Source organism: Oricola cellulosilytica, assembly GCF_019966575.1.
Lineage (GTDB): Bacteria > Pseudomonadota > Alphaproteobacteria > Rhizobiales > Rhizobiaceae > Oricola > Oricola cellulosilytica.
Genome location: NZ_JAINFK010000003.1, coordinates 260,001 through 286,671 on the forward strand (window position 1 = coordinate 260,001; position 26,671 = coordinate 286,671).

Annotated in this window: 26 protein-coding genes and 1 tRNA gene; 9 read left to right on the forward strand and 18 right to left on the reverse strand. The window is 62.3% G+C overall.

Features of this window, described 5'->3' with window-relative positions:
• Positions 1-63: 63 nt before the first annotated feature.
• Positions 64-195 carry a hypothetical protein gene (locus LC298_RS18005; protein ID WP_263289079.1) on the reverse strand — a complete coding sequence of 44 codons (132 nt, stop codon included), beginning with the start codon at positions 193-195 and terminating at the stop codon, positions 64-66.
• Positions 196-317: 122 nt separating this feature from the next.
• Between LC298_RS18005 and LC298_RS08770 the strand changes: the two genes are divergently transcribed.
• Positions 318-2,291, forward strand: coding sequence for a M23 family metallopeptidase (locus LC298_RS08770; RefSeq protein WP_131568902.1), 1,974 nt, complete (start codon positions 318-320; stop codon positions 2,289-2,291).
• On the opposite strand, the gene LC298_RS08775 is transcribed toward LC298_RS08770, so the two are convergent.
• From LC298_RS08775 to LC298_RS08790, 4 genes are all read right to left on the reverse strand, one after another.
• Positions 2,288-3,835, reverse strand: a complete 1,548-nt coding sequence (locus LC298_RS08775) for an MFS transporter (RefSeq protein WP_131568904.1) — start codon at positions 3,833-3,835, stop codon at positions 2,288-2,290. The genes LC298_RS08770 and LC298_RS08775 overlap by 4 nt on opposite strands.
• A gap of 111 nt (positions 3,836-3,946) precedes the next feature.
• Positions 3,947-4,876, reverse strand: a complete 930-nt coding sequence (locus LC298_RS08780) for an electron transfer flavoprotein subunit alpha/FixB family protein (protein WP_131568906.1) — start codon at positions 4,874-4,876, stop codon at positions 3,947-3,949.
• 22 nt (positions 4,877-4,898) lie between these two features.
• The gene (locus LC298_RS08785) at positions 4,899-5,648 is read right to left on the reverse strand and encodes an electron transfer flavoprotein subunit beta/FixA family protein (RefSeq protein WP_131568908.1); all 750 of its coding nucleotides are present in this window, start codon (positions 5,646-5,648) and stop codon (positions 4,899-4,901) included.
• 206 nt (positions 5,649-5,854) lie between these two features.
• Positions 5,855-6,628, reverse strand: coding sequence for a rhomboid family intramembrane serine protease (locus LC298_RS08790; protein WP_131568910.1), 774 nt, complete (start codon positions 6,626-6,628; stop codon positions 5,855-5,857).
• A gap of 149 nt (positions 6,629-6,777) precedes the next feature.
• On the opposite strand from LC298_RS08790, the gene LC298_RS08795 reads away from it, so the two are divergent.
• A complete protein-coding gene (locus LC298_RS08795; protein WP_131568913.1) occupies positions 6,778-7,662 on the forward strand; it encodes a bifunctional helix-turn-helix transcriptional regulator/GNAT family N-acetyltransferase in 885 nt (294 codons plus the stop codon).
• Positions 7,663-7,668: 6 nt separating this feature from the next.
• Here LC298_RS08795 and LC298_RS08800 read toward each other — a convergent pair whose 3' ends face one another.
• The 3 genes from LC298_RS08800 to LC298_RS08810 are packed head-to-tail and all read right to left on the reverse strand — an operon-like array spanning position 7,669 to position 9,343.
• Positions 7,669-8,250 (reverse strand): cob(I)yrinic acid a,c-diamide adenosyltransferase, encoded by a 582-nt coding sequence (locus LC298_RS08800; protein WP_131568915.1) that lies wholly within the window; start codon positions 8,248-8,250, stop codon positions 7,669-7,671.
• A gap of 9 nt (positions 8,251-8,259) precedes the next feature.
• Positions 8,260-8,463 (reverse strand): twin transmembrane helix small protein, encoded by a 204-nt coding sequence (locus tag LC298_RS08805; protein ID WP_131568917.1) that lies wholly within the window; start codon positions 8,461-8,463, stop codon positions 8,260-8,262.
• A 46-nt stretch (positions 8,464-8,509) separates the two neighbouring features.
• On the reverse strand, positions 8,510-9,343 hold the full coding sequence (locus tag LC298_RS08810) for an SDR family oxidoreductase (RefSeq protein ID WP_131568919.1): 834 nt from the start codon (positions 9,341-9,343) through the stop codon (positions 8,510-8,512).
• A gap of 78 nt (positions 9,344-9,421) precedes the next feature.
• On the opposite strand from LC298_RS08810, the gene LC298_RS08815 reads away from it, so the two are divergent.
• The 3 genes from LC298_RS08815 to LC298_RS18110 all read left to right on the forward strand — a co-directional run bounded on the left by LC298_RS08815 (position 9,422) and on the right by LC298_RS18110 (position 11,706).
• The gene (locus LC298_RS08815) at positions 9,422-10,336 is read left to right on the forward strand and encodes a YihY/virulence factor BrkB family protein (RefSeq protein ID WP_131568922.1); all 915 of its coding nucleotides are present in this window, start codon (positions 9,422-9,424) and stop codon (positions 10,334-10,336) included.
• Positions 10,337-10,430: 94 nt separating this feature from the next.
• Positions 10,431-10,712: a hypothetical protein gene (locus LC298_RS08820; protein ID WP_131568924.1), complete on the forward strand. Its 282-nt coding sequence runs from the start codon at positions 10,431-10,433 to the stop codon at positions 10,710-10,712.
• A gap of 40 nt (positions 10,713-10,752) precedes the next feature.
• Positions 10,753-11,706: an AEC family transporter gene (locus tag LC298_RS18110; protein ID WP_131568926.1), complete on the forward strand. Its 954-nt coding sequence runs from the start codon at positions 10,753-10,755 to the stop codon at positions 11,704-11,706.
• On the opposite strand, the gene gluQRS is transcribed toward LC298_RS18110, so the two are convergent.
• Positions 11,701-12,558 carry a tRNA glutamyl-Q(34) synthetase GluQRS gene (gluQRS, locus tag LC298_RS08830; protein ID WP_131568928.1) on the reverse strand — a complete coding sequence of 286 codons (858 nt, stop codon included), beginning with the start codon at positions 12,556-12,558 and terminating at the stop codon, positions 11,701-11,703. The two genes, LC298_RS18110 and gluQRS, sit on opposite strands and share 6 nt — an antisense overlap.
• Before the next feature lie 77 nt (positions 12,559-12,635).
• Between gluQRS and LC298_RS08835 the strand changes: the two genes are divergently transcribed.
• Together LC298_RS08835 and LC298_RS08840 are read left to right on the forward strand one after the other, a co-directional pair.
• Positions 12,636-13,277 carry a DNA-3-methyladenine glycosylase family protein gene (locus LC298_RS08835; RefSeq protein WP_131568930.1) on the forward strand — a complete coding sequence of 214 codons (642 nt, stop codon included), beginning with the start codon at positions 12,636-12,638 and terminating at the stop codon, positions 13,275-13,277.
• A gap of 133 nt (positions 13,278-13,410) precedes the next feature.
• Positions 13,411-13,968: an HNH endonuclease gene (locus LC298_RS08840; protein WP_131568932.1), complete on the forward strand. Its 558-nt coding sequence runs from the start codon at positions 13,411-13,413 to the stop codon at positions 13,966-13,968.
• A gap of 18 nt (positions 13,969-13,986) precedes the next feature.
• Here the strand turns inward: LC298_RS08840 and LC298_RS08845 are convergent, their stop codons facing one another.
• Together LC298_RS08845 and LC298_RS08850 are read right to left on the reverse strand one after the other, a co-directional pair.
• Positions 13,987-14,496: a disulfide bond formation protein B gene (locus LC298_RS08845; protein ID WP_131568934.1), complete on the reverse strand. Its 510-nt coding sequence runs from the start codon at positions 14,494-14,496 to the stop codon at positions 13,987-13,989.
• A gap of 81 nt (positions 14,497-14,577) precedes the next feature.
• A complete protein-coding gene (locus LC298_RS08850) occupies positions 14,578-15,231 on the reverse strand; it encodes an exopolysaccharide biosynthesis protein (protein ID WP_131568936.1) in 654 nt (217 codons plus the stop codon).
• A gap of 162 nt (positions 15,232-15,393) precedes the next feature.
• Between LC298_RS08850 and LC298_RS08855 the strand changes: the two genes are divergently transcribed.
• Positions 15,394-15,478 (forward strand) — tRNA-Leu (locus tag LC298_RS08855).
• 49 nt (positions 15,479-15,527) lie between these two features.
• Positions 15,528-17,180 (forward strand): AMP-binding protein, encoded by a 1,653-nt coding sequence (locus tag LC298_RS08860; protein ID WP_131568938.1) that lies wholly within the window; start codon positions 15,528-15,530, stop codon positions 17,178-17,180.
• Between the two features lie 19 nt (positions 17,181-17,199).
• Here the strand turns inward: LC298_RS08860 and LC298_RS08865 are convergent, their stop codons facing one another.
• The 7 genes from LC298_RS08865 to clpB all read right to left on the reverse strand — a co-directional run bounded on the left by LC298_RS08865 (position 17,200) and on the right by clpB (position 26,585).
• Positions 17,200-18,474 carry a GNAT family N-acetyltransferase gene (locus LC298_RS08865; RefSeq protein WP_131568941.1) on the reverse strand — a complete coding sequence of 425 codons (1,275 nt, stop codon included), beginning with the start codon at positions 18,472-18,474 and terminating at the stop codon, positions 17,200-17,202.
• Positions 18,471-19,883 (reverse strand): lipopolysaccharide biosynthesis protein, encoded by a 1,413-nt coding sequence (locus tag LC298_RS08870; protein WP_131568944.1) that lies wholly within the window; start codon positions 19,881-19,883, stop codon positions 18,471-18,473. Before LC298_RS08870 ends, LC298_RS08865 begins: the two co-directional genes overlap by 4 nt.
• A gap of 97 nt (positions 19,884-19,980) precedes the next feature.
• Entirely contained in the window at positions 19,981-20,823 is an 843-nt protein-coding gene (locus LC298_RS08875; protein WP_131568946.1) for an AAA family ATPase, read from the reverse strand.
• A gap of 225 nt (positions 20,824-21,048) precedes the next feature.
• Positions 21,049-21,930 (reverse strand): 3-hydroxybutyryl-CoA dehydrogenase, encoded by an 882-nt coding sequence (locus tag LC298_RS08880; RefSeq protein WP_131568948.1) that lies wholly within the window; start codon positions 21,928-21,930, stop codon positions 21,049-21,051.
• A gap of 118 nt (positions 21,931-22,048) precedes the next feature.
• Positions 22,049-22,411 carry an MmcQ/YjbR family DNA-binding protein gene (locus LC298_RS08885; protein ID WP_131568950.1) on the reverse strand — a complete coding sequence of 121 codons (363 nt, stop codon included), beginning with the start codon at positions 22,409-22,411 and terminating at the stop codon, positions 22,049-22,051.
• Between the two features lie 22 nt (positions 22,412-22,433).
• A complete protein-coding gene (locus LC298_RS08890) occupies positions 22,434-23,795 on the reverse strand; it encodes a L,D-transpeptidase (RefSeq protein ID WP_131568952.1) in 1,362 nt (453 codons plus the stop codon).
• Positions 23,796-23,972: 177 nt separating this feature from the next.
• Positions 23,973-26,585, reverse strand: a complete 2,613-nt coding sequence (gene clpB / locus LC298_RS08895) for an ATP-dependent chaperone ClpB (protein WP_131568954.1) — start codon at positions 26,583-26,585, stop codon at positions 23,973-23,975.
• Positions 26,586-26,671: the final 86 nt, after the last annotated feature.

The window sequence follows — 26,671 nt, forward strand, 5'->3', positions numbered from 1 at the left end:
CGCCATTCTGCGTTTTTTTTCATTTTTTTGCCAGTCGGCCCGGACGCCTTTCTGGCCCTTGCGTTAAGGGCGCGAAGCCGGCTGCGCAGACCACACTGCGAGACCCGGACCACCGTAAGCGAGGACACCCAGAAGCGCGCCGTCGGCGCGGTCCGACGCGAGCGGGCCGAACTCGCCGTCCTCTATGTTGTCCACTCTCGGCGGACTCCTTAAAATATGCCCCCCTATTGACGCTTCCTGTTCATAGGTCCGCGTTGACACATTACGGTCCAAAAGGCATGGAACAGGCGTAAGGGGAAGCCAACATCAAAAGCATAATGGCAATCACGCATTCCGCCGGACCGCAATCCCGGAGCATTGACGTCGGAAATGAGCCGCCGCTCCTCGGTGCGGGACGGAAACGCGTGCCGGATCGGCGAGAGGTTTCTCTCAGATGGTTGAGCGGCACCGCCCTCACCGGACTGACGTCCACGGTTCTGATGGGTGCCGCCTTGTTTGCCGCCTTGGACGGCCGTGAACTTTTGGCCACGCCTGCAGAAGTGGCCAGCGCCGACGTTTTGGATGCTTTCGGCAACCGGGATTTGGGGGAAAAGGGCGCGCGTGTATACAAGGCGGCCGCCTTCATTTCCGAACCCACAGACCGCCGGCGCATGAGCGTCTCGACGGTCACCCGACAGGGTGACGGCGACGTAATTCGCACCAAGCCGTTTGAACACGTGAAGATCGCACTTGCAGCAAATCACAAGACCGACCGAGCCTTTCCGCCATTCGATCCGCTCAACATCTTCTCCGATAATGAGGAGGCCGGGGGCGTTGTCGACGATGTCGAGCAAAGTCTCATTTACGGCGCGACGGTCGAAACCGAGGTCAGCATCTGGACTGCGGATTTCGACTTCAGCAAGGACATCCCCTCGAACGCCTTGGCGCTCAACGATCAGGAAGCCGAGGAAATCGTTCGGGAGACGGCGGCTATATTGACGGATGGCACGGTGCAGCTCGCATCGCTGCACTATGTGGATCCCTTGCGTTTCGGGGTCGACGACATCGGACTGGCCGCTCTTGGACTGGCCGCCACAGCCCGTGTGATTCCCCAAAACATGACCGTCGCACCGCGCCAGGACAACACGGTAGAATTCCCCGTTTTTGAGGAAGACCTGATCGAGATGACCTCCACGATGGAAATCGCCGCGGTCCTCGGGTCAACCGGATATGGCCGGGCTGCTTCCATGGCCGAAGCCTTGGAAACGCTGCTGAAGACCAAGTCGCTAAAGTCCGGCCACGCCATCCGGCTCGGGCTGCAGGATGGCCCGGCCGGTAAGGACATCGTGCGGGCATCGGTCTATTCCGGCCCGAACCACCAGCTGACGATCGCGCTGAATGACAGGATGCAGTATGTCCCGGCGCCCGAACCGGTTGGTTCGGGGATCATGAGCGACCGCGAAGGCGACGAGATGGCTCCGGTTCTGGCGAGCCGTGATCTGCCAAGCGCCTATAACGCGATATACCGCGGCGTCCTCGCCTACGATCTGCCGGAGGAGATGGCGGCGCAGATCGTCCGCATGGTTGCCGCCGATGTCGACTTCCAGAGCGCGATTCGACCAACGGACCGGCTGGAGCTGTTTTTCTCACTGCCGGAAGAAGCGGTGGCGGAGGAAGAAGATCACGAGCTCCTTTTCGTGGAGGCCGACTTCGGCGGAACAACCCGCACCTACTATCGCTACCGCTCATCCGATGGAACGGTCGACTATTACGATCCGGAGGGACGCAGCGCCCGCCAGTTCCTGCTCCGCAACCCTGTACCGAACGGGAAATTCCGCTCGGCCTTCGGCATGAGGAAACATCCAATCCTCGGTTATTCGAAGATGCACTGGGGGGTCGATTGGTCGGCGCCGCGCGGCACTCCGATAATCTCCCCGGGCGCCGGGGTTGTGAAGAAGGCGGGGTGGTCGAGCGGTTACGGCAAACAGACTCTGCTTAAGCATGCAAACGGCTACGAGACCTCGTTCTCGCATCAAACGGCGTTTGCGAAGGGCATACGTGAGGGTGCCCGCGTCCGCCAGGGACAGGTGATCGGTTATGTCGGCACCACCGGCCTTTCGACCGGTCCGCACCTTCACTACGAGATGCGGGTGAACGGCAATCGCGTTGACCCGCTTCGAGTCCGACTTCCCAAGGGGCGGGTTCTTGCCGGCGATGATCTTCAGGCCTTCAGCCGCGAACGCGACCGCATCAATGCCTTGCTGCAGAAAGAGACGCCCGACGGGACGGTTGTCGCGCAAGTCGACGGCTAGCCGGCCTCAGTTTGCCGCGCGGCCTCCCCTCTCGGTCCATGCCCGAGCGTGATCCAGGCGATGGCCGCCGACGCCAACGACATCGCCCCCACGATTGTCGCGATCAATGCGAAAGCGCGGTTGGTCGCAGCCTGATGGGCCGCTTCGGCGCCCGCATCGCCTAAGAAGAGTGAGCCAAAGGAGACACCTGACAACGCGGCTGCCTCACCGCTCGCTTCCACGCTCGAATCATAAGCGGTGGCGGCGACCAGACCCATCGACGCGACCGCGACCAATCCGGCGACACGCGAGATCGCGTTATTGACTCCCGAGGCCGTGCCGGTGTCGTCATCGGAGACCGACGTCATCACCGCAGCGGACAGAGGTGAAACGACGAGACCCATGCCGAGACCGCCCGCAAACATGAGCGGCAGCACCTGGAACCAGAGATCCTGAGACGAAGCGGACCATGCGAGGCCGAAATACGCCAAAGCGACAATCACCGATCCCGCTGTGATCATGGCCGCCGGTCCAAACCGGTCCGACTGTGCGCCCGCCCAACCCGAAAGCACGGCAATTGATGCTCCGAACGGCACGAATGCGATCGCGGCTTCCGACTCGCTGAAGCCCCAGACGCCGATCACCGTCATCGGCAGATAAAACAGAACCGCAGACAGGCCGAAATAGAGGAAGAAGGTCAGCACGTTCGCACCCGAAAAGGCAGTGATGCGAAACAGGTCGAGCGGCACCATCGGCACCTTGGCGCGCATTTCGGCATAGACGAACAGCGAAAGGAAAAGCGCTCCGGCGCCAACGAACAGGATCAGCCTCGGCGCACCCGGCACAGTGCTCTCGCCCTCCGTGCCCGTCAGCCCATAGGCGAGAAGAAACAGGGAAACCGTGACGAGCGACCCTCCGATCCAGTCGATTTCGCGTTTTGCTTCCGGCGCGTCGGGCGGCACCCGGAACCACAACATCGCCATCGCCGCCAGCCCGAGTGGCAAATTGATCGCGAAAATCAGCCGCCACGCCGGCTCGCCGCCCACCGACAGAACGAACCCGCCGAGGACCGGTCCGCCGATCGTCATGAAAGCTGACGCCGAAGCCCATATGCCGATCGCCTTCCCGCGCTTGTCGGGTGGATATGCCTTAGCGATGATCGCCAAGCTACCGGGAACCATGATCGCCGCGCCCACTCCTTGGATCGCACGGGCACCGATCAGCAAGGGGGCATTCGGCGCAAGCGCGCATACCAGCGACGCGGCAACGAAAATTGCGATTCCCGCGATGAATGTCCGCCGCAAACCATAGCTGTCGCCAGCCGCGCCACCGATCAGGATCAGCGACGACAGGAAAAGCATGTAAGCGTTGGATATCCAGAGAGCTTCCGCCAGCGAAGCCGGCAGGTCCTGCCGGATGGACGGAATTGCGATCGCGACGACACTTCCGTCGATGAAGCCCATACTCGAAGCGAGAATCGCCGAAATCAGGACGAACCGTCTGCGTTCCCGCGGGCAGAACGTCCGGCTTCCCGCCGCCCGTACCGTCTGTGCATTCGCATCCATGGCCACCTGCCGATCTCCCGGGCATGGTCCAAGCGGTAACAAAGTCCAAGCGGTAACAAAAAAGCCGCCGGCAAGCCAGCCGGCGGCTTTGGTTCGGTTGCCGTAAGCGGCTCAGAGCGCCTTCTCGAACTCCGGCAGAATGTCGAACAGGTCGCCCACCAGACCATAGTCGGCGACCTGGAAGATCGGCGCCTCCTCGTCCTTGTTGATGGCCACGATGACCTTCGAGTCCTTCATGCCGGCAAGATGCTGGATCGCTCCTGAGATGCCGCAGGCGATATAGAGTTCAGGCGCGACAACCTTGCCGGTCTGTCCGACCTGCCAGTCGTTCGGCGCGTAGCCGGCGTCGACCGCGGCGCGGCTCGCGCCGATCGCGGCCCCGAGCTTGTCGGCCACGGGCAGCATCACTTCCTCGAACTTCTCCTTCGATCCCAGCGCGCGTCCGCCCGAGATGATGATCTTGGCGCTCGTCAGTTCCGGCCGGTCGCTCTCCGCGATCCTGTTCTCGACGAAGGAGGAAAGCCCCGGATCGGCCGGCGCTGAGACAGTCGCCACCTCCGCCGAGCCGCCCTCGCCAGCGCTGTTGAAGGAGGCCGTGCGCACGGTAATGACCTTTTTGGCATCTGTTGCCTGAACGGTCTGGATCGCGTTGCCCGCATAGATTGGGCGCTTGAACGTGTCGGCGCTGACAACCTCGATAACATCCGAGATCTGCATCACGTCGAGCAGCGCCGCGACGCGCGGCATGATGTTTTTGCCGTTTGTGGTCGCGGCCGCGATCAGCGTGTCGTAATCGTCCGCCAGCGAGACGATCAGCGCCGCCATTGGTTCGGCGAGTTGCTGCTCCAGCGAAGCATCCTCGGCCAGTAGCACCTTGGACGCGCCGTCTAGCTTCGCGGCCGCCTCGGCCGCCGCCTTCGCATTGGAACCTGCGACCAGCACATGCACCTCGCCGCCGATGGCAGACGCCGCGCTCAGCGCTTTCGCGGTCTGGTCGGAGAGGGTTTCGTTGTCGTGTTCGGCAACAAGAAGAATGGCCATTTTCGTGTTCCTTCCCGCGTCCCTAGAGGACACCCGCTTCGTTTTTCAGCTTGTCGACGAGTTCCGAGACGCTGCCCACCTTCACGCCTGCCTTGCGGCCTTCGGGCTCTTCCGTCTTCAGCACCCTGAGACGCGGGCTCACATCGACGCCGTAATCGGAGGGCGTCTTTTCATCGAGTGGCTTCTTCTTTGCCTTCATGATGTTCGGGAGCGAAGCGTAACGCGGCTGGTTGAGGCGCAGGTCGGTCGTAACGATTGCCGGCATCGCGAGTGAAACCGTCTGCAGCCCGCCATCGATTTCGCGCGTCACTTTCGCATTCTCGCCTTCGATCTCGACCTTGGATGCGAAAGTTCCCTGACTCCAGCCGAGCAGCGCAGCCAGCATCTGGCCGGTCTGGTTTGCGTCATCGTCGATCGCCTGCTTGCCGAGAATTACGAGGCCCGGCTGCTCTTCGTCGACCACACCTTTCAGGATCTTGGCTACCGCCAGCGGCTCGGTCAGCTCGTCGGTCTTGACCAGAATGCCGCGGTCGGCGCCCATGGCCAGTGCGGTTCGAATGGTTTCCTGTGCCTGCTGCGGCCCGATCGAAACGGCGACGATCTCGGTTGCTTGGCCAGCCTCCTTCAGCCGGATCGCCTCTTCCACCGCGATTTCGTCAAATGGATTCATCGACATCTTCACATTGGCAAGCTCGACGCCCGAACCGTCTGCCTTCACGCGAACCTTGACGTTGTAGTCAACGACCCGCTTGACCGGCACCAAAACCTTCATTGCTCTTCACTCCCATGCTTTTCGCCGCAATCCATACGGACGCAGCGGCTGCGCGGCTTGCGCAAACTCGACATTTCCCGTCGGCACGGGAATGCCGTTTTCTTGCCCATGCGGCAAGTCCCTTTTCGGACAAGCCCTGAACCTCCGTACACGAACTAATTGACGTTTACGTGAACGTCAACAACCTCTTCCTGCACGCGCCTGCCTTACCCGCGGCCCCATGGTCTGGGCGGCGCGGATCGAGGGTTCTCGCGCGCGGCGGTTGTCCCGACCGTGACCGCGCGCGGAGTGACTATCCTCCGGTCGAACAACGGCACACCGCGTCGTCGCATGACAAGAACCAGCGCCATCCCGGTGAGGACCCCGCCCACATGCGCCGCCCATGAGATTTCATCATCCGGATAGAGAACGATTGCGGCCATTTGGTATCCGACCCACAATACCAGCGGGATGAATGCCGGCAGCCGCAGCGGGATACGCCCGAAAGCGAGCACCCAGATCAGCACCTTCGGATGCAGTAGCAGATAGGCGCCGATGACGCCCGAAATGGCACCTGAGGCACCAATGAGCGGCGCCTCCGAAGTGGGAAGAAGCAGTCCGTGGGCCAGAGCGCCCGCCGCCGCGCAAAGCAGGTAAAAGGCAAGAAAGCGAAAGTGCCCGAGCGCATCCTCGACATTGTCGCCGAACACCCAGAGAAACAGCATATTGGTTCCAAGATGCATGAACCCGGAGTGCAGGAAGGCGTGCGACACGAGTGACAGCTCTTCAGGGATCAGCACTGCCTCGGGCGGCAGTTCGGCGAAATCGTTCACCACGGCCGGGATGTAGCCAAGCGAGAAAACGGCAGCGTTGTGGAATCCCGGAACGAAATCGAGATTGAAGGCAAGATAGACAAGCACGTTTACCGCGATCAGCGCCAGCGTCACATACTGCAGCTTGATGTGCTTCAGCTGATTGGCGTCATGCAGCGGGATGAACATGGTGGGCGGCGACTCGATCGGAAAGCGATATCCGTTCCTAGCGGTTTTGGCACGTGGCCTACAAGGTGGCCCGCGACCTGCTCGAAACCGTGGGGACCGAAGCAATGTTTTTCTTGTCAACGCAATTTATCTGACTAAAGTCAGAGATCATGACGACGATTGATCCCGTTGCCCGTTTCCGCCGCTTCAGCCGCGCCGTGACGATGGAGGTCGGCGCGCTCGACACCTCGTTTCTGGGCCGCGGACGGCCGCTCGGCGCCGCGCGGCTTTTGAATGCGGTGGGTCAGGGGCGATCCGACGTGTCTGACATTCGCGACTACCTCGGGCTGGATTCCGGATTGGCGAGTCGCCTCCTCCGCGGGCTGGAGGAGGACGGGCTCGTGGTGACACTGCGGCATTCGCGAGATGCTCGCCGCCGCATCATTGAACTGACGGAGGCGGGCCGGCGGGAGTTTGCGGCCTATGAGAGGTTGTCCAATCAGCGCGCCGAACGTTTTCTCGGTAGTCACCCGAATCCGGATGCGCTGCTCGAGGCGATGGATCTTGTGGCATCAGCCATTGGCCGCGACAACATCTCCCTTGCGGAGACCAATCCGGAAAGTACGGACGCACGATACTGCTTGGAGGCGTATTATGCGGAGCTGGCGCGTCGTTTCGAGGAAGGCTTCGAGGTCGCACGATCTCGCGATCCCGAGGCCTCGGACATGGTCCGCCCGCGCGGAGCGTTTATCGTGGCGGAGTCCGACGGACTGCCAGTAGGGTGCGTCGGTCTGAAGGGCAGCGGCGGCCAGATCGCGGAAGTCAAGCGGCTCTGGGTCGCCCCTTGCGCGCGCGGCCTGGGACTGGCCAGGCACCTGATGGCCGCCGCGGAGGATGCCGCCTTGAGCCTTTCAATCACCACGTTGCGACTCGACACGAATAAGGCCCTTCCCGAGGCGATCCACCTCTATCGGAATACGGGCTGGACAGAGATCGACCGCTTCAACGACGACCCCTATCCGGATTTCTTCTTCGAGAAGCGCTTAACGCCGTAGGAAGAGTTAGCGGTTTTCGCCCGGTACCCACAGCACATCCCGGCCGCCCTTTTTGTTGACCGCGCGTGCCGCAACGAACAGGAAGTCGGACACCCGATTGATATATTTGAGCGCTTCTGCGTTGACTTGCTCGCCGGGCTTTTCCGCTAGTTCGACCATCACCCGCTCGGCGCGTCGTGCCACCGTGCGGGCCAAATGCAGCGCGGCGGCAGCCTCCGTCCCGCCGGGCAGAATAAAGGAACGCAGCGGGCTGAGATCGGCGTTCAGCGTATCGATGTCGTTCTCGATACGCGCAACTTGCGACTGGATGATGCGAAGCGGCTCGTAAGGCGGCTTTTCGCCCGTTTGGGGCGTCGCCAGGTCGGCGCCGAGATCGAACAAATCGTTCTGGATGCGCGACAGCATCGCGTCGATCTCCGCATGGCCCTTGGCCGTCTCAATGCGAGCGAGACCGATGCAGGCATTCGCCTCGTCGACAGTTCCGTAGGCTTCGACGCGGATATCGTGCTTCAGGCGCCGTTCCCCGGACCCGAGCCCGGTCGTGCCGTCATCGCCAGTCTTCGTGTAGATCTTGTTGAGCACGACCATGAATCATTCCTATCCTGCACCGCCCGACCGGGCGATCCAGATACCGATCACGATGACCACAACGGCAACGAACTGCAGAAATACGCGAAGCTGCATCATCTTGTTGGAAAAATTCCCGTCGCCGCTGCGCATCATGTTTCGCAGACCGACCATCAGCGTGGCAGCAACAGCAAGCATGACCGCCAAAGCTAGATAAAAAAGCACATCAGACATAGTGAACGTCCATGAGTTTCGTCAAACCGCTTCCGTGCACCCTTACCTAGGCTCGTGCCGCGACGAGTCTATAGAAAAGGTCGGTGGGAAGCAGCCACTTTCCGAGCGCGGCGATGCGGGTTTGCGGCGTGACATGATATCGAGATTGCGGCCTTGCAGCCGTCAGGGCGTGGCTCAGTGCGCGATAGACCGAGGCCAGCGCGCGCCCCTTGTCGTCGGGGGTGCCGCCGGCCTCGAGTTGCGCAATCCGCTTTCCGTAGGCAGCGGCATGCACGCTGCCCTCCAGGTCGATATACTTGCGGGCGTATCGCAGCGCATTGGCGGCGATCATGGATGGAACCGGTCCTGGCTCGATTAGCGAAACATGAAGGCCACTGCCCAGCAATTCCATGCGCTGCGTCAGCATGAGACCCTCGATCGCGTATTTCGAAGCGACATAGGCGCCCCGGAGCGGCGCCGGTACAAATCCCAGTACCGAGGAACAATGGATGATCCGGCCGTGCCCTTGGCGGCGCATCACCGGAACGGCAAGCGACGTCAGTTCGTGCCAGCCGAAGAAATTCGCGTCGAATTGCTCACGAAGCGCCGCGATCGGCAGATCTTCCACTGCCCCCGGCTGGCTGTAGGCGCCGTTATTGTAAAGCGCGTCTAGCCTGCCGCCCGTCGCGTTCATCACCTTCTCGAAAGCCGCCGCAATCGAATCGGGTTCGCGGTAGTCGAGATAGACTGTCTCGAATCCCTCTCCGGCAAGCCGCGCTAGATCGGCCTCCTTGCGCGCGGACGCGAACACGCGGTACCCGTCTTCACGAAGGCGGCGGGAACAGTAGCGTCCGATGCCCGTTGAACAACCGGTGATTAGAATTGCTGAACTGTGTGGCATCTTCGCGTTATGGAAATATCAACAGGATGGAGGGCTTTCCCATATTCGCATTGGCATGGCAACGCGCTGGGGAATCCGATGCTTAAGCGGATCGTCGCTGTAAAGCGTGTCACCTACGACGCGTTTGGCCATTTCAACGCGACGGACGGATGGGCCCTTGCCAGCCACGTTGCCCTGTCGACTCTGCTCGCCATTTTTCCCTTCCTCATTTTCGCCACCACGCTCGCCGGCTTTCTGGGCGCCGAACGGTTTACCGAGACGGCTGTCCACCTGGTTTTCGACACCTGGCCGGAGAGGATCGCCTCGCCGATCGCCCGCGAGGTGGAAAACGTTCTGACGGTGCAGCGCGGCGGGCTGATGACGATCTCGGTTCTCGCGGCGGCATTCTTCGCCTCTAACGGCATCGAGGCCTTGCGCGTGGCGCTCAACCGCGCCTATCGCGTCGACGAATCCCGGCCGATCTGGGTAATCCGGCTGCAAAGCCTCGGTTTTGTCATCATCGCCACCTTCAGTTTCATGGCCATCAGCTTTCTCCTGGTCCTCGCGCCGCTGGCATTCCGGATCGCCCGGCAATGGGTGCCTGGAATCGAGGCGCTGTCGGTCTCCATCGGGGTATTGCGTTTCACCGTGGCGCTGGTGGTCCTGATTGGCGGTTTGTTCGTGGCGCACAAATGGCTGCCCGCTGGCAGACGCTCGTTCGGGTCGCTGGTTCCGGGGATCGCGCTGACAATGGTCGCCTGGGTACTCGGCGCCACCCTGTTCGCCACCTATCTCGAGAGCTTCGCCGTCTACGTGACCACCTATGCCGGCCTGGCGTCGATTATGATCGCGCTGGTTTTCCTCTACATAATCTCCGCCATCTTCATTCTCGGCGCTGAAATCAACGCTGCAATCATCCGTTACCGCGAGGCTCGCGCCTTGGTGACCAGCGCGCGTACCGAGTCGCTGACGAAGCGTCGTCGCCTCCGCCGGAGAAAAAGCCCGCGCCGTTAAAATTGGACGCTTCCGGTCAACAACAAATAAAGACCGGCAGGTGATATTAACGACTGATGAACGAAAGCGTGGTGGGACAGCTATGATAGCTGGCATGGACACGACGACGCTCCTGATGATCGGATTGATCGTCTGCGCGGGGGCATATTTTATCGCTTCGGCGATGGATGGCGTGATGGGCGCTGACGGTTTCGGTACGGTACCCAACATGGTCATTCTGCTCGTAGGGGGATTTCTCGGCCTCTACCTGATGAACTGGATCCACATTCCGTTGGGTGACCCGACAATGCAGGCTGTTGCAGGCATCACCGGCGCGTTTGTATCGCTTGCTTTCCTGGCAACTATCAAGGCGATCGCCAGCCGCCTCGGCTACTAAGGCCCTTTACCGCGCATCGGTTTCGTGAAATTGCGGACGGGTGGCGCACGTATTCGAGATCGTTCTCCCCGTCTTTGGCATCTGCCTTCTTGGCTATCTCGCTATATCGGTCAAACTCCTGACGATCGATACCGGTGATGCGCTCGCCCGTTATGTTTTTGTCATCGCGGTACCGGCCCTCCTGTTTTCCAGTCTCGCCACCGGAACCTTCGACGCCGCCAGCGCCGCGCAACTCTGGCTGGCCTATTTTGGCGGCGTGGCGGTCACTTGGATCGTCGCCTCGATCATGATCCGGGTCGTGTTTAAGCGCGATTACAAGGCGAGCATCATCGCCGGCATAGCAGCATCCTTCGCAAACACGGTGTTGATCGGCATTCCTCTCGTGCAGCGCGCATATGGCGACGAACTGACCCAGGTCCTGTTCCTCATTGTCTCAATCCACCTGCCGATGATGCTGCTCGCCGCAAGTCTGCTGGTGGAGTATGCAGCCTATGCGGACGACCCGGGTTACGGGTTCCATCCATACGAGATCGCCCTGCGCGTGCTGAAAAACCTCGCCACCAATGCCATCGTCGTGGGAATTGTCGCCGGGGCGCTCTGGCGCCTGACGGGCCTGCCGCTTTCGGGACCGCCGGCCACTATCGTCGAATGGCTCGGACGCACCGCCGGACCGCTGGCTCTGTTTTCGCTCGGCATGAGCCTGCACAAATACGGGATCGCCTCCAACATAAAGCAGGCTTCGCTCATCACCGCCATGTCATTGGTGTTCATGCCCGCAGTCGTGCTCGCGATCGGCATTTCCCTTCCGGGGCTACCCATTGAATGGGTCCGGGTCGCGGTGATGACAGCGGCATGTCCCACGGGGGTAAATGCCTATCTGTTTGCCACTCACTTCAGGACCGCCGAGGGGCTGTCAACGAATGTAATCATGATGAGCACCGCGTTCGGCGCGGTCACGATCGCATTCTGGCTGGCGGTTGCAGCGGCGCTATAGGCTGACCATCCGCCGGATATCGCCGGGTGTCGCCCCGGCCTCACGCAAGGCCGAGAGGCTCGTGTCCCGGTTGGTCTTCGACAGCTTGCGGCCGTCTGCTCCCAACACGAGGTCGTGGTGATGATACAACGGCCGCGTCAGCCCAAGGAGTTCCTGCAGCACCACATGCACGGCCGTCGCGTGAAAGAGATCGCGGCCGCGCACGATATCGGTAACCCCTTGCAAGGCGTCGTCAACCACGACGGACAGGTTGTAGCTCGTCGGCGTATCGCGCCGCGCGACCACCACATCGCCCCACGCTGCAGGATTGCCCTGCACGGTCCCGGTTTCTCCCTCCGGTCCCGCGCCGGTCTCCTCCCAGCGACAGTCAGATCCAATTCGTTCGAGCGCCGCTTTCATGTCCAGGCGAAGAACATGGGGTTGGTCCCCGCTCCCGGTTTCAAACCGCCCGCCCGGATAGAGTGGCGCGCCATCGGGATCGCGCGGCCATGGCCCGGCCTTGGACTCATGCGCCTCGACCAGACGACGCGCCTCGGAGCGGCTGAGGAACGACCGGTAGACGATTCCCTCGGCTTCCAGCAGATCGAGCGACTGCCGGTAATCGGCGAAATGTTCGGATTGGCGCCTTATGACGTCATCCCATTCGATGCCGAGCCACTGTAAATCCTCACAGATACCCTGCTCGAACGCTGGCGTGCAGCGTTCGACGTCGATATCCTCCATGCGCAGCAGGAAGGCACCGCCCGTTTGACGCGCCATCTCGAAATTGACCAGCGCCGAATAGGCATGCCCGAGATGGAGCCTGCCGTTCGGGCTCGGCGCAAATCGGAAAACGGCTCCGGATCGGTTCATCGGGTTTCAGACAATCGATTCAAGGCAGTCGGTTAGGAGTGGTGTGACGAACGAAGACCGGGAAATGGCGCTCCGCAATGCAGCCGATCAACAGTGAAAGCGATATCGCGCGCGGACTGCAAGCCCTTCGCCGATGCGATTCCCGTTTGGGGGCCGTCATTGACGAAAGCGGTCCCGTTCCCTTGCGGCGCTCAAGGCCGGGCTTTGAGAGTCTCGCATCCATCGTCGTCTCCCAGCAGGTTTCGAAGCAGAGCGCCGACGCGATCTGGGGTCGGTTGACCACGCTGATCGACCCGCTCCAACCCGAACCCTTCCTGGCCGGCGGCCCGGATATCTGGCGTAAGGCAGGACTGTCGCGTCCAAAACAGCGCACGCTTGTCGCCGTCAGCGAAGGGGTCCTCTCGGGCGATCTCGATCTCGATCAGCTGTGCCGGGTCGATGGCGAAGCGGCGATCGGAAGACTGACCGCGGTCAAGGGAATCGGCCCATGGACCGCCGAGATCTACCTCCTGTTCTCGGCTGGCCACCCCGACATCTTCCCCGGCGGCGACATTGCGCTTCAAAACGCCGTGGCCGACGCCTTCGGTATGGCGGAACGGCCAAGCGACGGCGAATTGCGGGTCATCGCCGAATCATGGTCGCCCTGGCGTGGCGTCGCTGCCAGGCTTTTCTGGGCATTCTACGCGGCCCGGCGGGGCCGCATGGTTGCCCCGCAATAGTATTCGCTTGACAACCTTCTGAAAAACAAGCGTAAATTTGTCCGGTGCTGTGATGAAGCGAATGCTTCACAAGGGTGTCACAACGCGCATACTATAAGCGCGTCCAATCGATCGTGATGCGAAGAGGTGAGCCTTGACGATTGCGGTTTCGCCGGACAGCCTTCCGGCGCTCGTACTCAACGCGGATTACCGTCCGCTAAGTTACTATCCCTTGTCGCTGTGGTCCTGGCAGGACGCGATCAAGGCAGTCTTTCTCGACCGTGTGAATATCGTCGCCGAGTACGAACACGAAGTCTCTTCACCGTCCTTCGCCATGCGGGTTCCGAGTGTCGTCTGTCTCAAGAGCTATGTGAAACCCGGTACCAACCCTGCCTTTACCCGGTTCAACGTGTTTCTTCGCGACAAGTTCGAATGCCAGTATTGCGGCGCTCCGGACGACCTGACATTCGATCATCTCATCCCCCGCCGTTTCGGCGGTCAGACGACATGGGAGAACATCGTCACCGCCTGTTCGCCCTGCAACCTGCGCAAGGGCGGCAAGATGCCCCGTGATTCGGGAATGCGGCCGCAGCAGATGCCGTATCATCCGACAGTGCACGACCTGCACAACAATGGCCGAAGCTTCCCACCCAATTTTCTTCACGAAAGCTGGATGGATTATCTGTATTGGGACGTCGAACTGGAGCCCTGAGCGGCATCCTTTTTTTGATCAGGCTGCCGGCTTCCTCAACGCGGCGTAGTACGCCCCCGCGGCGATCACGGCGCTTGCCAGCACGTTCCAGCCCGCAAACGACAGTCCGAGGAATCGTCCCGCTGCCTCGTCGCAGGAGGGCGGTGTGACGGTGTCGAGGGCGCCCAGCAAGCCTTCGGCCTCGGTCACCAGTCCGCTGGTCGCAGCCGCGCCGCAATCGGTCGGACCGGGCCACCAGCCCCACTCGACGCCGGAATGGAAGACCGCGAGATAGAACCCGTATGTCATCGCGAGCCCGACCACTCCCAAGGCCAGCCGGGCGATAATTGCTGGCCAGCGAAACGCCGCCGCGGCTGCCGCGATCAACGCCACGGGTATGGCCGCATAATATGGCTCGCGCTGTTCGAGGCACAGCTTGCACGGGATGAACCCGCCGATGTGCTCGAAGCCGAGCGCCGTTCCGACGACGGCGGTCATGGCTACAGCCAGGAAAAGTGCCGCGGTGAGATAAAAATTCTGGCGGGCCATGAGGGAAACTCCGAAGGATTGGTCCGGGCGGGTTAGCGCAAAATTTTCGGCACGACAAACCTCCCGTGAAAGCGGCGGGGGTCAGGCGGCCGTGCCGCGATTCGCTGCCCAGTCGATCAGAAAATAAAGAAGCGCCGGCCCGCCGATCGCCAGGATCGAAACCCAGACGAGGCCGATCAGGAGACCGAGCATGACGAAGATCCCGTCGCGCTCGATCAGTCCCGCCGCCGCGATTGCAACGCCTATTCCCGGCACCGTGTTGGTCAGCGGCAGCGGCACCAGAATCGACAGGCAAGGCACGATCAGCAGCGCGCCGAGAACGCGCATTCCCCTTCGCCCGGTCAGGCCCGCAAGACGCGGGTGGGCAAGGCGTTCGAGCCAGCCTGCATAGCGCTTTACCCGCGCCACCACTTCCATCAGGCCATCGACCGGCAATCGCCGCTTGCGCAGGGTTTCCGGCAGCCACGGCGCGCGCCGCCCGGCAGCCATTTGCCAGGCGAGAACCATCATCGGCAGTGCCACCAGCTGCGGCAGCAGATAGACGAATGGAAGAGTGCAGGGAAGCGCCAGAATCAGCATGAGGAGGCCGAAGGCCCGCTCCTCCATGGCGTCGCTCAGTGCGCCGAGGCTGATATGCCCTTCGCGGTCCCGCTCGGCATCGCGAAGGATCTGTTCAATCTTGGCGAGCGCGCCCCGTGGCTCCGCACGCGCGTCTTCTCCTGAGGGGGTGTCCACGATCGCTGCATCTTTCTATTGGGTCCAGATCACCGCATAACCCGGAAATCGAAATCAATGCTAAACATTTCCGCGTTCCGGGATCATTGCGGCGGCGCGGTGGGAAATCGGCTTGACGCATCTGCACGGCGCCAATAATGCTCCCGCCGTTGCCGAACGTCGGCCCCTCTGGCGGAACTGGTAGACGCGCGGGATTCAAAATCCCGTTCCTTCGGGAGTGCCGGTTCGATCCCGGCGGGGGGCACCATCAATTCACGCGCGACCTCACCGGCTGGTGCATCCTTCTTGACTGCCGCATGGAACAGTGCATTGCGTTAGCGATGCTTCCTGCCGACGCAAAGTCCTACGACGATCTCATCAACCGCTTCCGCTGGGACGTTCCGGAGACGTTCAATATCGGCGTTGCCTGCGCGGACGCGCCGGCCGGTCGCAACCCCGACGGCCCGGCGATCATCGACTGGTCGGCCGAGGAGCCCGTCACGCTCACCTTCGGCGAACTCGCCGACAGATCCTCACGCCTCGCTGGAGCGCTAAGGGCGCGCGGCATCGCTCGCGGTGACCGCGTCGCAATCCTCCTTCCCCAGTGCTTCGAGGCAGTCATCGCCCACATCGCTGTGTACAAGCTAGGAGCGATCGCGGTGCCGATGGCGATGCAGTTCGGACCCGACGCCATCGCCTACAGGCTGACGCTCTCTGGTGCGCGGGCGATCCTGCTGGACCAATCCGGCCTTGAAAAGCTGAAGACTGCCGGGGCGGGCTTTGAGGCGCTGCAACTCGTAATCTCGGTCGGCGGCGGTGACGGCACGGAAGCCTTCGATGCGCTTGTCGCCGCCGCGCCTTCGGGCTTCACGCCGGTCGATACGCAGGCCGGCGATCCCGCGCTGATGATCTTCACCTCCGGAACGACCGGACAGCCTAAGGGCGCCCTGCACGCCCACCGTGTCCTGCTCGGCCACCTGCCCGGTGTGCAAATGCACCACGAGTTCCTGCCGCAGCCCGGCGATCTCCTGTGGACGCCGGCCGACTGGGCCTGGGCGGGCGGACTCCTGAACGTACTCCTGCCCGGCCTGTTCTTCGGCGTCCCGGTCGTCGCCGCACGAGCGCCGCGTTTCGAGGCCGAATGGGCCTTGGCACTGATGGAGCGCGCGGGCATACGCAACACCTTCCTGCCCCCGACGGCGCTGCGCATGCTTTCAACGGTCGAGGACGTCGCCGGGCGCTACGGCCTGAAGCTTCGCACCATCGGCTCAGGCGGCGAGGCGCTAGGGAAGAAGACGCTGGAATGGTGCCGCGAGACGCTGGGGCTCACCGTCAACGAGTTCTACGGCCAGACGGAGTGCAATCTCGTGCTTTCCGCCTGCCGACAGATTGATGTCCTGCGGCCGGGATCGATGGGCAAGCCTGTTCCGGGCCATCATGTGGCAATCATCAACGACGATGGGTCAGTGCTCCCGCCCGGTGCACAAGGCCAGATCGCTGTGCGCAGGCCGGACCCGGTCATGTTTCTACGTTACTGGAGCGACAATGCAGCGACGGAGAAAAAATTCATCGGCGACTGGATGACGACCGGCGACCGGGGCGTGATGGACGCAGACGGCTTTTTCCACTTCGTTGGCCGCGACGACGACGTGATCACTTCCGCCGGATACCGCATCGGCCCGGCGGAAATCGAGGACTGCCTCGTTGGCCACCCCGCTGTTGCACTGGCCGCCGTGATCGGCAAGCCCGATCCGATGCGCACGCAACTGGTAAAGGCCTACATCGTTCTCCGGAAGGCATACGCTCCGGGCGACAACCTGAAGCGCGAAATTCAATCCTATGTTAAGGCCCGCCTTTCGGCCCACGAATACCCGCGGGAGATCGAATTCATTGACGAGATGCCGCTGACGACGACCGGCAAGGTCATCCGCCGCCTCTTCCGCGAGCGCGCCGTCGCGGAAAGCGGCTAGATACACTGAGGCTGCACATCTAGCGCTTTCTGACGAATCCCTTGAGCCGGTCTCTCACCGATTTCGCGACATTGCGCGTCGAGCGATAGAGTTCGATCTGCGACGTTACCTGTCTGGTCTCGCGGTCGAGATCGGGCCTCAAACCGACCACCATTGTCGCGAATTCCCGGGTATCGGACCATATCCGCGTCATCACCGGGTGATCCTCTGCAGCACAACTGTCAGTCGTCTGAATATTCGGATCGTCGAGATGCGTCTCGGTCACCTGCAGGATCAGCAGCGTGCCAGGCGAATGGTTGGCGAGCGCCTCGTCATAGGTGGTCTTCCAAGTCCAGGCGTGACCGGCCTGTACGAAGACGATTAGCGAGGCGATTACCCTGCCGTCGAGCTTGAAGCTGTGAATACGGCAGAGGTCCCGTTCCGCCAGATTGTTGATCGCCTCGCGCGCAAAAGCGGCACGGAACCGGTCTGCCGCAAGCGAGGTTCGTTGACGTCCCTTCCAGCCGGCGTTCTCGAGCAGCAGAAATTCTTCCATCGCCACCCGTACGTCTTTCGGGCTGCGGGCGATCTCGTACTCGAACGCGCCGAGCGCCTCGAGTTGGCGGCGATGTCGCCCCAGATTTCGTCGCCCCTGCCCGCTGACGCCATCCTTGAAATACGCGACGCTATCCAAACCGCTCTCTAGAAACGGACGCCGGACCGCGCCGGTCGTCGTCACCGGAAGCCCCCGTCCGATGGCAACGCCGCGAAGCGCCGCGATGGCAGGGCTGCTCATCATGACGTCGGGCAGCACGAGTACTTTGGGAAGCGGAAGGTCCGGGTCGCCGAGCGTGGCGACGAGATCCTCGAGCGTTCGGGTCGCTTCCCGCCGCTCAACCAGAGGAGCGCCGTAAGGGCCGAACGGGTTGGCCCAGGCGCGGATCACGTCTGGCCCGATCGCGAAGCCGGGCTTCTCGATGGAGAACGGCATCAGGAAACGTGTCTCCGGGCTCTCGCCGGAACCGTCTTGCAACAACATGAGATGCACTTGCCGCTCATCCAGCCGGGACATCGCCGGAACGAGGAACCGCGGGGCGAAGAAAATGTTGGGCTCCAGCGCAAAATCGGTCACGCGGTCGATGTCTTCCAGGATATCGAACCCACTGTTTGCCGCATGGACGACGAAACGCCGCTCGTCATTGGCCAGACGGCTGACCTCGGGAAGCCCTTCGCGGGGCGGATCGCCGACGATTCCCGACAGCAAGAACGAGCCAGCGTGCAACACATTCTGTTCGATGACCGGCGAGTGAATCATACCGTCGCCTCGCCGGGTTTGCTCGGCGCGAATACGAACATCAGGACGCCGACCCGCCGGTGAACGACGAACATCAGCAGCCCGGCTTCAACGAGCGTCGCCGCCGCCGTGGCCGTGGCCGCCCCAAATAGTCCGTATCGGGGGATCAGTATCATGTTCAGGACCACGTTGAGCGCCAGTACCGCGGCAAAGATCACAGCGCAGATGTTCTGGTTACCCGTCATGTTGAGAAGGCTCTCGGCGGGGCCGATGCTGGCGCGTAGCACGACGCCCGCGACCAGGATGAACAGGAACGGGTAGCCGGCTGCGAACTCCGCGCCAAAGAGCCCCAGAAGGAACTTGCCGAGCAGCAGCACAGCGGCGCCCATCAGCAGGGATGGCCAGAACGTCCAGCGGACCGTTTGGCGCGCGAACGTCTGGAGGGAGTCCCGTTCGCCAGCGCCGCTGCGCGCGGCGAACTCCTGCGCGACGCCCGCCTTCACCGCGAAGAAAACGAAGTGCACCAGCGCCAGTGTCTTTACCGTGGCGTAATAGACGGCCACATCATCGGGCCGCATGTAAAGGCCGACCATCAGTACGTCGGCATTGGTGAGAAGGAAGAAGAAGCCCTCGACGAGGAAGATCGGCACGGCCACTTTCATCCAGGGCGCCATATCGGTCTTGCGCGGTCCTGGCGGATAGAGCGCGTCCAGATTTCGGGTAACGATCACCAGTTGCAGGAGCGCGGTCGAAAAGGTTGCCAGTACTGCCGCGATTACCGCCGTCGCTGCGGATGCGGCAAAGCCCGCGATATGCGCCGCTGCCATGAAGCACAGCAGGAGCAGCGGCCGCAGAATGTAGGTCGGTGTGAGGGCGCGCACCGGCCAGGAGTTGGCGCGTGCCGTGCCGTCCAGCACGTCGCCCAGCGACAGCATCGGCAGGCAGGTGAACGCCAGGATGAAAGGCACAACATAGTAGGACTCGATCCGTTCACCGAGCAGCAGAACCAGACCGATTCCGGCCGCGGCCACGATCGAGGCGGAAATGAAAACAAAGAGGCGGCTCGCAAGCAACAGACCGCGCAGCCGATCGAAATCCTCCTGCCTGCGGTACATCGGAAGGAACCTGATCACGGCCGTTTGAAACCCGAAGCAGGAAAGGCTTCCAAGGATGATCATCGTCGTCCAGACGAAGACGTAGATCCCGTAATCGAAGGTTCCCGTCCAGCGGGCAAGCACGACCTGGGAGAAGAACGCAATTGCCGCGCTGACGATGCGGATGGCAAAGGCTATCAGCGACATGCGGCGGGCGACCGCGGCTTCGTCGCTCCCCTGCCACGCCGCGTCGACCATTTGCGTGAGCGGCCGCATCCGCCGGTAAACCGGTGGTGCGAGAAGCTGTTCGGCTGTTTGGGTTGCAGAGAAGCGCAAGACGGAAAGTCCGCTGTGTTTCCGGTATCTTCACCAGATCTACACGCACGGATTTAAGAAACCGTTCGCCTGCCCCGTAACTGGCAAACCCGAACCGCTAACCGCCCCGCTGCCGCGCAAGAAAGGCCAGCCGCTCGAACAGGTGGACGTCCTGCTCGTTCTTCAGCAGGGCGCCGTGCAGTTTGGGCAGGGCATTCTTTGCGTCGCCGCGCAGGGTTTCGGGATCGACATCATCCGACACGAGAAGCCGGATCCAGTCCAGCGCCTCGGACGTCGATGGTTTCTTCTTCAGTCCGGCAACCTCGCGGATTTCGTAGAACTGTGTCAGGGCCGCGCGCACGAGGTTCCGCTTGATGCCGGGATAGTGGACATCGACGATCGCATGCAGCGTCTCGATGTCCGGAAACCTGATGAAATGAAAGAAGCACCGGCGCAGAAACGCATCCGGAAGCTCCTTCTCGTTGTTCGAGGTGATGATGACGATCGGGCGCGTCTCGGCGCGGATCGTCTCGCCAGTCTCGTAGACGAAGAATTCCATGCGGTCGAGTTCCTGAAGCAGGTCGTTCGGGAACTCGATGTCCGCCTTGTCGATCTCGTCGATCAGCAGGACCGTCTTCCGTCCGCCAGTGAACGCCTCCCAGAGCTTGCCGCGCTTGATGTAGTTGCGGATGTCCTCGAAGCGCTTGTCGCCCAACTGGGAATCGCGCAGCCGCGAGACCGCGTCGTATTCGTACAAGCCCTGCTGAGCCCTGGTCGTGGACTTGACATGCCATTCGATCAGATCGAGACCGAGCGCCGCAGCCACCTGTTTGGCGAGCTCCGTCTTTCCCGTGCCGGGTTCGCCCTTGACCAGCAGCGGGCGTTCAAGCCGGATGGCCGCATTGACGGCGACCCTCAGGTCCTTTTCGGCGACATAGACATCGGTGCCTTCAAAATACACGTGGTGTTCCCCGGGTGCGGTTTCAACCGGGTTCTAGGGAGGCAATACCCCACCGGCAAGGTTACCACAGCGGTTCGCAGTGTGACCGAAATCACATTACCGTGAGGAACGCCGCGCTATGTCGGACCAGCCGGGCCGGGACGCAGCCGCTTACCCGGCGGCAGGGTTCCGCGCAGGCCTCGATTGCCCCATGGTCTGCGCGGAATCTCCCGCCCCGGTCACCGTTCAGCGCGTGGGAACGGGAGTTTCTCCCCGATAGTCGTAGAAGCCGCGACCCGACTTTTTGCCCAGCCAGCCGGCCTCGACATATTTCACCAGCAGTGGACACGGTCGGTATTTCGTGTCGGCAAGACCGTCGTGCAGCACTTGCATGATGGCGAGACAAGTGTCGAGGCCGATGAAATCGGCAAGCTCCAGCGGCCCCATCGGATGGTTGGCTCCGAGCTTCATGGCCGTGTCGATCGCTTCGACCGAGCCCACACCCTCATAAAGCGTGTAGATCGCCTCGTTGATCATCGGCAGCAAAATGCGGTTGACGATGAAAGCCGGGAAATCCTCCGAGACGGTGATTTTCTTGCCGAGCGAGCGGACGAAGCCCTTTGACGCCTCGAAGGTTACATCCTCCGTGGCTATGCCGCGCACCAGTTCGACCAGCTTCATGCGCGGGACGGGGTTCATGAAATGGATGCCCATGAAGCGTTCGGGACGATCGGTAGCCGACGCTAGGCGGGTGATGGAAATCGAGGAAGTGTTGCTGGCAAGGATCGCCTCCGGTTTCAGCACCGGACACAGCTTCGCGAATATCGACCGCTTGACCTCTTCGCTCTCGCTGGCCGCCTCGATCACCAGATCGCACTCGGCTAGATCCGCAAGACTGCCCACGGGCAGAATGCGGGCTGCGGCCTCGGCGGCCCCCGATTTGTCAATGCGTCCGGCCTCGACGGCCGACTCGAGAGCCTCCGCCACTTTCGCCTTGCCACTCGCGGCGGCCTCCGCCGAAACGTCCACCAGCCGCACGTCGTATCCGGCGACCGTGCAGACCTGCGCAATGCCGCAACCCATCTGCCCGGCGCCAACCACGCCGACCGATTTGATATTTCCCGTCATTTTCCTGTTATCCCGCAGCGCCTTGCCCAATTCCCGGGGCATTCTGCGATTGCTGCGCTGCAATGTAAACCTAACTCTTTCATCGCGCCGATCGCGACGGGTGGGCCGGACTGTCGGTTTAGTCCTTGATCCCGATCTCGCGCCGCCCCTTGCGGGTCAGGTTAAGCGTGACCAGGCGGTGGCTCTCGGTCAGATAATCCCGCAGGGCGGCATCATCCATCGCCTCTTTCGCGGTCCGCTGGATCCATTTCATTCCCCGCGAGGCGAGATAGGGGGCGGGGCGCAGTCCCGGCTGCTCACGCAGAACGTCAAAGGCGAGTTCGGAAACCTTGAAGGTCACGGCAAGTTCTGTTCCCTTGCTCCAGCCAGCAATGGCGAAGATCTTGCCGCCCACCTTCCAAACATGCGCGCCGCCCCACTGGATCACGCGGAATGCGCCGGGAAGGCCGGCGCAGAACGTGTCGTATTCGTCGAGGGTCACCGCAGGCCGTCCGCGACCTGCCTCAATCCAGAAATTCCACCGTGACGCCCTGGCTCACCATGTCGGCGAGTTCGGCCGCATCCCAGTTGGTCAGCCGGACGCAGCCGTTGGAGTTGGTTTTGCCGATCCGGCTCGGCTCCGGCGTTCCGTGGATGCCGTAAGTCGGCTTGGACAACGCGATCCAGATCGAACCGACCGGCCCGTTGGGACCCGGCGCGATCGTCAGAATGTCGCGGTTGTCGCCCTGCACGAAGTTGATCTTCGGATTGTAGGTGTAGTTCGGATTGACGGCGATCCGTTCGACCGTGTGCGTGCCGGATGGCGACGGGGTGGCCGAGGACCCGATCGTGGCCGGATAGGCGGCGATCAGTGCGCCGGTCTCGTCATAGGCGCGGACCTGCTCTCTCGTCTTGTCAGCCTCGATGCGGACCACGGTGCCGGCCAGTTCCTCGCCGGTCGCGGCGACACGTATGGTCGTTCCCGGCTGGTTGAAATCGGCGCCGGGATTGAGCTTCACGAGATAATCCTGGTCCATATGAAATTTCTCGGCCAGCAGTTCGAGGGGCGAGGTGAAGGAGAGCGCCTCCAGCTTCGCCTTCTCGGCATAATCCTCGGGCACCGATGGAATGAACGGGCCGGCGACATCCTCGGGGGTGATCGTGTAGTCGGTAAAGGCGTCGCCGCCGGACAGTTCGAGCTCGGCGTCGATCTCGATCTCGTTTGCCGGGTCGACCACGCGCCCGGTAATCGTCCGGTAGCTGTCCAGCGCCTTCTGCACGTTGCTGCCCATGCGGCCGTCGATCACGCCGGGCGAAACACCCTTGCGGTCGAGTAGCACCTGCAGCTTGGCGACGATGTCGGCGTCAACCTTCGGGAGGGGATCGGTGCGCGGTATCGCTGCGGTCCGGGTCTCGGGAAGCGGTTCGGCCTGTGGCGCGGGCGCCGGCACGGGGTCAGGCTCTGGGGAGGTGGCAACGCCGCGGTCCTCGAGCAGTTCCTCCAGACTGCGGAACCGCCGGCCTCCAGGTTCGGACGGGGCCTGCAGGGGCGCGCGCTCCACGCGCCGCGGCACCGGAGCGATTTCCTCCGCCGGGGGAGGAGGGGGCGGAAAATAGTCCGGATCAATCTCACCCAGAGCGGCTGCCGGCTGGCGGTCGCCGGGAAACAGCGCACGCCGCCCGTCTGGCTCCTCGATCGCGACGATGCGATCCGTTCTGCGGTCGTAATAGACGCGCCGGCCGCGCCGGTCCACGAACATGCCAATATCGGCCTGGGCGACTTCGACGGCTTCGGCCGCCGTGGCCGGGATCACAGACATGCTGCCTGACACGAATATCATGCCCGCCAGAAGCGCGGAAAGTTTCAGTGAGCGGAAGTGAAGCATCTCGAACGGATCCCGGGTCAAACGTTTAGGGCCGCAAGAGCCAAGCCATGCAGCCTCCAGGCCGTTGCAACCCGGATCAATTGAGTCCCATCGGGGTTAATGGAAGGATAAGAATGGGGCGTGAAAATGGCTGTCCCGGCCGCGAGCCGGAACAGCCTCGATACCGAAACGCCGCCGTCAGGCCGCGTGCTCCTGCAATTCCTCGCCGGAAACCGGCTTGAAATTGAGCCGGTCCGAACCGCTCAACACCTTGACGGTCGAGCCGTCGAGGATCTCCCCTCCGAGGATACGCTCCGCGAGCGGGTCCTGAAGCTCGCGCTGTATGACGCGCTTCAGGGGGCGGGCGCCGTAGGCCGGGTCGTAACCCTTGTTTGCCAGCCACTCCAGCGCATCGCCGTCCAGGTCGAGCGTGATCTTGCGGTCGGCAAGCAGCGCCTCGAGATGGCGCAGCTGAATTTCGACGATCCGGCCCATCTCGGCCCGTTTCAACCTGTGGAACAGGATGATCTCGTCAACCCGGTTCAGGAATTCGGGCCTGAACGACGCACGCACCACGTTCATCACGTCGTCGCGGACGCTGTCGGTATCCTGATCCTCCTTGAGATTCACGAGGTACTCAGCGCCCAGATTCGACGTCATCACGATCAGCGTGTTCTTGAAGTCGACCGTCCGGCCCTGACCGTCGGTGAGACGGCCGTCGTCCAGCACCTGCAGCAGAACGTTGAACACGTCCGGATGCGCTTTCTCGATCTCGTCGAACAGGATCACCTGATAGGGCCGCCGGCGGACCGCCTCGGTCAGCGCGCCGCCCTCCTCGTAACCGACATATCCGGGCGGAGCGCCGATCAGGCGGGCAACGGAGTGCTTCTCCATGAACTCGCTCATGTCGATGCGCACCATCGCGTGCTCGTCGTCGAACAGGAAGTCGGCCAGCGCCTTCGTCAGTTCGGTCTTGCCGACGCCGGTGGGGCCGAGGAAGATGAACGATCCGATCGGCCGATTCGGATCTTGCAAGCCGGCACGCGCGCGACGCACGGCCTTGGAAACCGCTTGGACGGCTTCGCCCTGACCGACCACCCGCTCGGCGAGTTCGTCTTCCATGCGCAAAAGCTTGTCCCGCTCGCCTTCCAGCATCTTGTCGACGGGGACACCGGTCCACCGCGAGACGATATGAGCGATGTGGTCGGGCGTTACCGTCTCCTCGACCATTGAAGCCGCGGCGCCGTCTTCCGATTTCTCGGCCTCAACGAGGCGTTTCTCGAGATCCGGAATCGTGCCGTAGGCAAGCTCACCGGCACGCTGGAACTCGCCGTTGCGCTGCGCGATCGCGAGTTCGTTGCGCATCTCGTCAAGCTCGCGCTTGAGGTCGGCGGCGGTGCCAAGCTTCTCCTTCTCGGACTGCCACGTCGCCGTCAGGCGGTTCGACTCTTCCTCAAGATCGGCGAGTTCCTTTTCGAGCTTCGAAAGACGATCGCGCGAGGCTTCGTCCTTCTCGACCTTCAGCGCCTCGCGCTCGATCTTGAGCTGGATCACGCGACGGTCGATCTCGTCGAGCGCTTCGGGCTTCGAATCGACCTGCATGCGCAGCCGCGATGCCGCCTCGTCTACCAGATCGATCGCCTTGTCGGGCAGAAAGCGGTCAGTGATGTAACGGTTGGAGAGCGTGGCAGCGGACACCAGCGCCGAATCCGAGACCCGGATCTTGTGATGCTGCTCGTACTTCTCCTTGAGTCCGCGCAGGATCGAAACCGTATCCTCGACCGACGGCTCGTCGACGAATACCGGCTGGAACCGGCGGGCCAGCGCCGCATCTTTTTCGACGTGCTTGCGGTATTCGTCGAGTGTGGTCGCTCCGACGCAGTGCAGTTCGCCACGCGCCAATGCGGGCTTGAGGAGGTTCGACGCGTCCATCGCGCCGTCCGCCTTGCCGGCGCCGACCAGCGTGTGCATCTCGTCGATAAACATGATGATGCCGCCGGCAGCGCCCTGAACCTCGTTCAGCACCGCCTTCAGACGTTCCTCGAACTCTCCGCGATATTTCGCGCCGGCGATCAGCGCCCCCATGTCGAGCGCCATCAACTGCTTGTCGCGAAGGCTTTCGGGCACGTCGCCATTGACGATGCGCAGGGCCAGGCCCTCGGCGATCGCGGTCTTGCCGACGCCGGGTTCGCCGATCAGTACGGGATTATTCTTGGTGCGGCGCGACAGGACCTGGATGGTCCGGCGAATCTCGTCATCGCGCCCGATCACCGGATCGAGCTTGCCCTCGCGGGCGTCCGCCGTCAGATCGCGGGCGTATTTCTTTAGAGCGTCGTAGCCCTGTTCCGCATTCGCGCTATCGGCGGTGCGGCCTTTGCGGATGTCGTTGATCACCTGATTGATGCTCGCCGGCGTCACTCCCGCCTTCGACAGGATGTCCGCGGTCTTCGCCGATTTCTCCATCACGAGCGCGAGCAGAAGGCGCTCGACGGTGACGTAGGAATCACCGGCCTTCCTGGCGATTTCCTCGGCCGTGGTGAACACCTTCGCCAATGGCTGGGCGAGGTAAAGCTGGCCATTGCCGCCCTCCACCTTCGGCAGCGCGTTCAGGGCCGTCTCGACCGCCGTGCGAACGTCACGCACGTTGCCGCCCGCCCGTTCGATGAGGGACGAGGCGAGGCCCTCACTGTCGTCGACCAACACCTTCAACAGATGCTCGGGCGTGAATTGCTGGTGGCTGGAACCCAGAGCGAAGGTCTGGGCCGATTGTATGAAACCGCGAACGCGGTCGGAATATTTCTCAAGATTCATCCTGGTCTCCAATCGTCCTGAAGGCCTTAATCGAAGCGCCCTCGGGTTCGTCGATGACAGGCTCCCGCATTGCGGCAAGCCCTTTG

Bases quoted from the DNA above. Each gene is read 5' to 3' on its own strand.
- LC298_RS08805 (WP_131568917.1), bottom strand. From the start codon at position 8,463: ATGTCTGATGTGCTTTTTTATCTAGCTTTGGCGGTCATGCTTGCTGTT.
- LC298_RS08890 (WP_131568952.1), bottom strand. From the start codon at position 23,795: ATGCTTCACTTCCGCTCACTGAAACTTTCCGCGCTTCTGGCGGGCATG.
- LC298_RS08785 (WP_131568908.1), bottom strand. From the start codon at position 5,648: ATGAAGGTTTTGGTGCCGGTCAAGCGGGTCGTTGACTACAACGTCAAG.
- LC298_RS08815 (WP_131568922.1), top strand. From the start codon at position 9,422: ATGCTTAAGCGGATCGTCGCTGTAAAGCGTGTCACCTACGACGCGTTT.
- LC298_RS08880 (WP_131568948.1), bottom strand. From the start codon at position 21,930: ATGACGGGAAATATCAAATCGGTCGGCGTGGTTGGCGCCGGGCAGATG.
- LC298_RS08860 (WP_131568938.1), top strand. From the start codon at position 15,528: ATGGAACAGTGCATTGCGTTAGCGATGCTTCCTGCCGACGCAAAGTCC.
- LC298_RS08770 (WP_131568902.1), top strand. From the start codon at position 318: ATGGCAATCACGCATTCCGCCGGACCGCAATCCCGGAGCATTGACGTC.
- LC298_RS08835 (WP_131568930.1), top strand. From the start codon at position 12,636: ATGCAGCCGATCAACAGTGAAAGCGATATCGCGCGCGGACTGCAAGCC.
- clpB (WP_131568954.1), bottom strand. From the start codon at position 26,585: ATGAATCTTGAGAAATATTCCGACCGCGTTCGCGGTTTCATACAATCG.
- LC298_RS08795 (WP_131568913.1), top strand. From the start codon at position 6,778: ATGACGACGATTGATCCCGTTGCCCGTTTCCGCCGCTTCAGCCGCGCC.
- LC298_RS08820 (WP_131568924.1), top strand. From the start codon at position 10,431: ATGGACACGACGACGCTCCTGATGATCGGATTGATCGTCTGCGCGGGG.
- LC298_RS08810 (WP_131568919.1), bottom strand. From the start codon at position 9,343: ATGCCACACAGTTCAGCAATTCTAATCACCGGTTGTTCAACGGGCATC.
- gluQRS (WP_131568928.1), bottom strand. From the start codon at position 12,558: ATGAACCGATCCGGAGCCGTTTTCCGATTTGCGCCGAGCCCGAACGGC.
- LC298_RS08790 (WP_131568910.1), bottom strand. From the start codon at position 6,628: ATGTTCATCCCGCTGCATGACGCCAATCAGCTGAAGCACATCAAGCTG.
- LC298_RS08800 (WP_131568915.1), bottom strand. From the start codon at position 8,250: ATGGTCGTGCTCAACAAGATCTACACGAAGACTGGCGATGACGGCACG.
- LC298_RS08780 (WP_131568906.1), bottom strand. From the start codon at position 4,876: ATGGCCATTCTTCTTGTTGCCGAACACGACAACGAAACCCTCTCCGAC.
- LC298_RS08775 (WP_131568904.1), bottom strand. From the start codon at position 3,835: ATGGATGCGAATGCACAGACGGTACGGGCGGCGGGAAGCCGGACGTTC.
- LC298_RS08865 (WP_131568941.1), bottom strand. From the start codon at position 18,474: ATGATTCACTCGCCGGTCATCGAACAGAATGTGTTGCACGCTGGCTCG.
- LC298_RS08845 (WP_131568934.1), bottom strand. From the start codon at position 14,496: ATGGCCCGCCAGAATTTTTATCTCACCGCGGCACTTTTCCTGGCTGTA.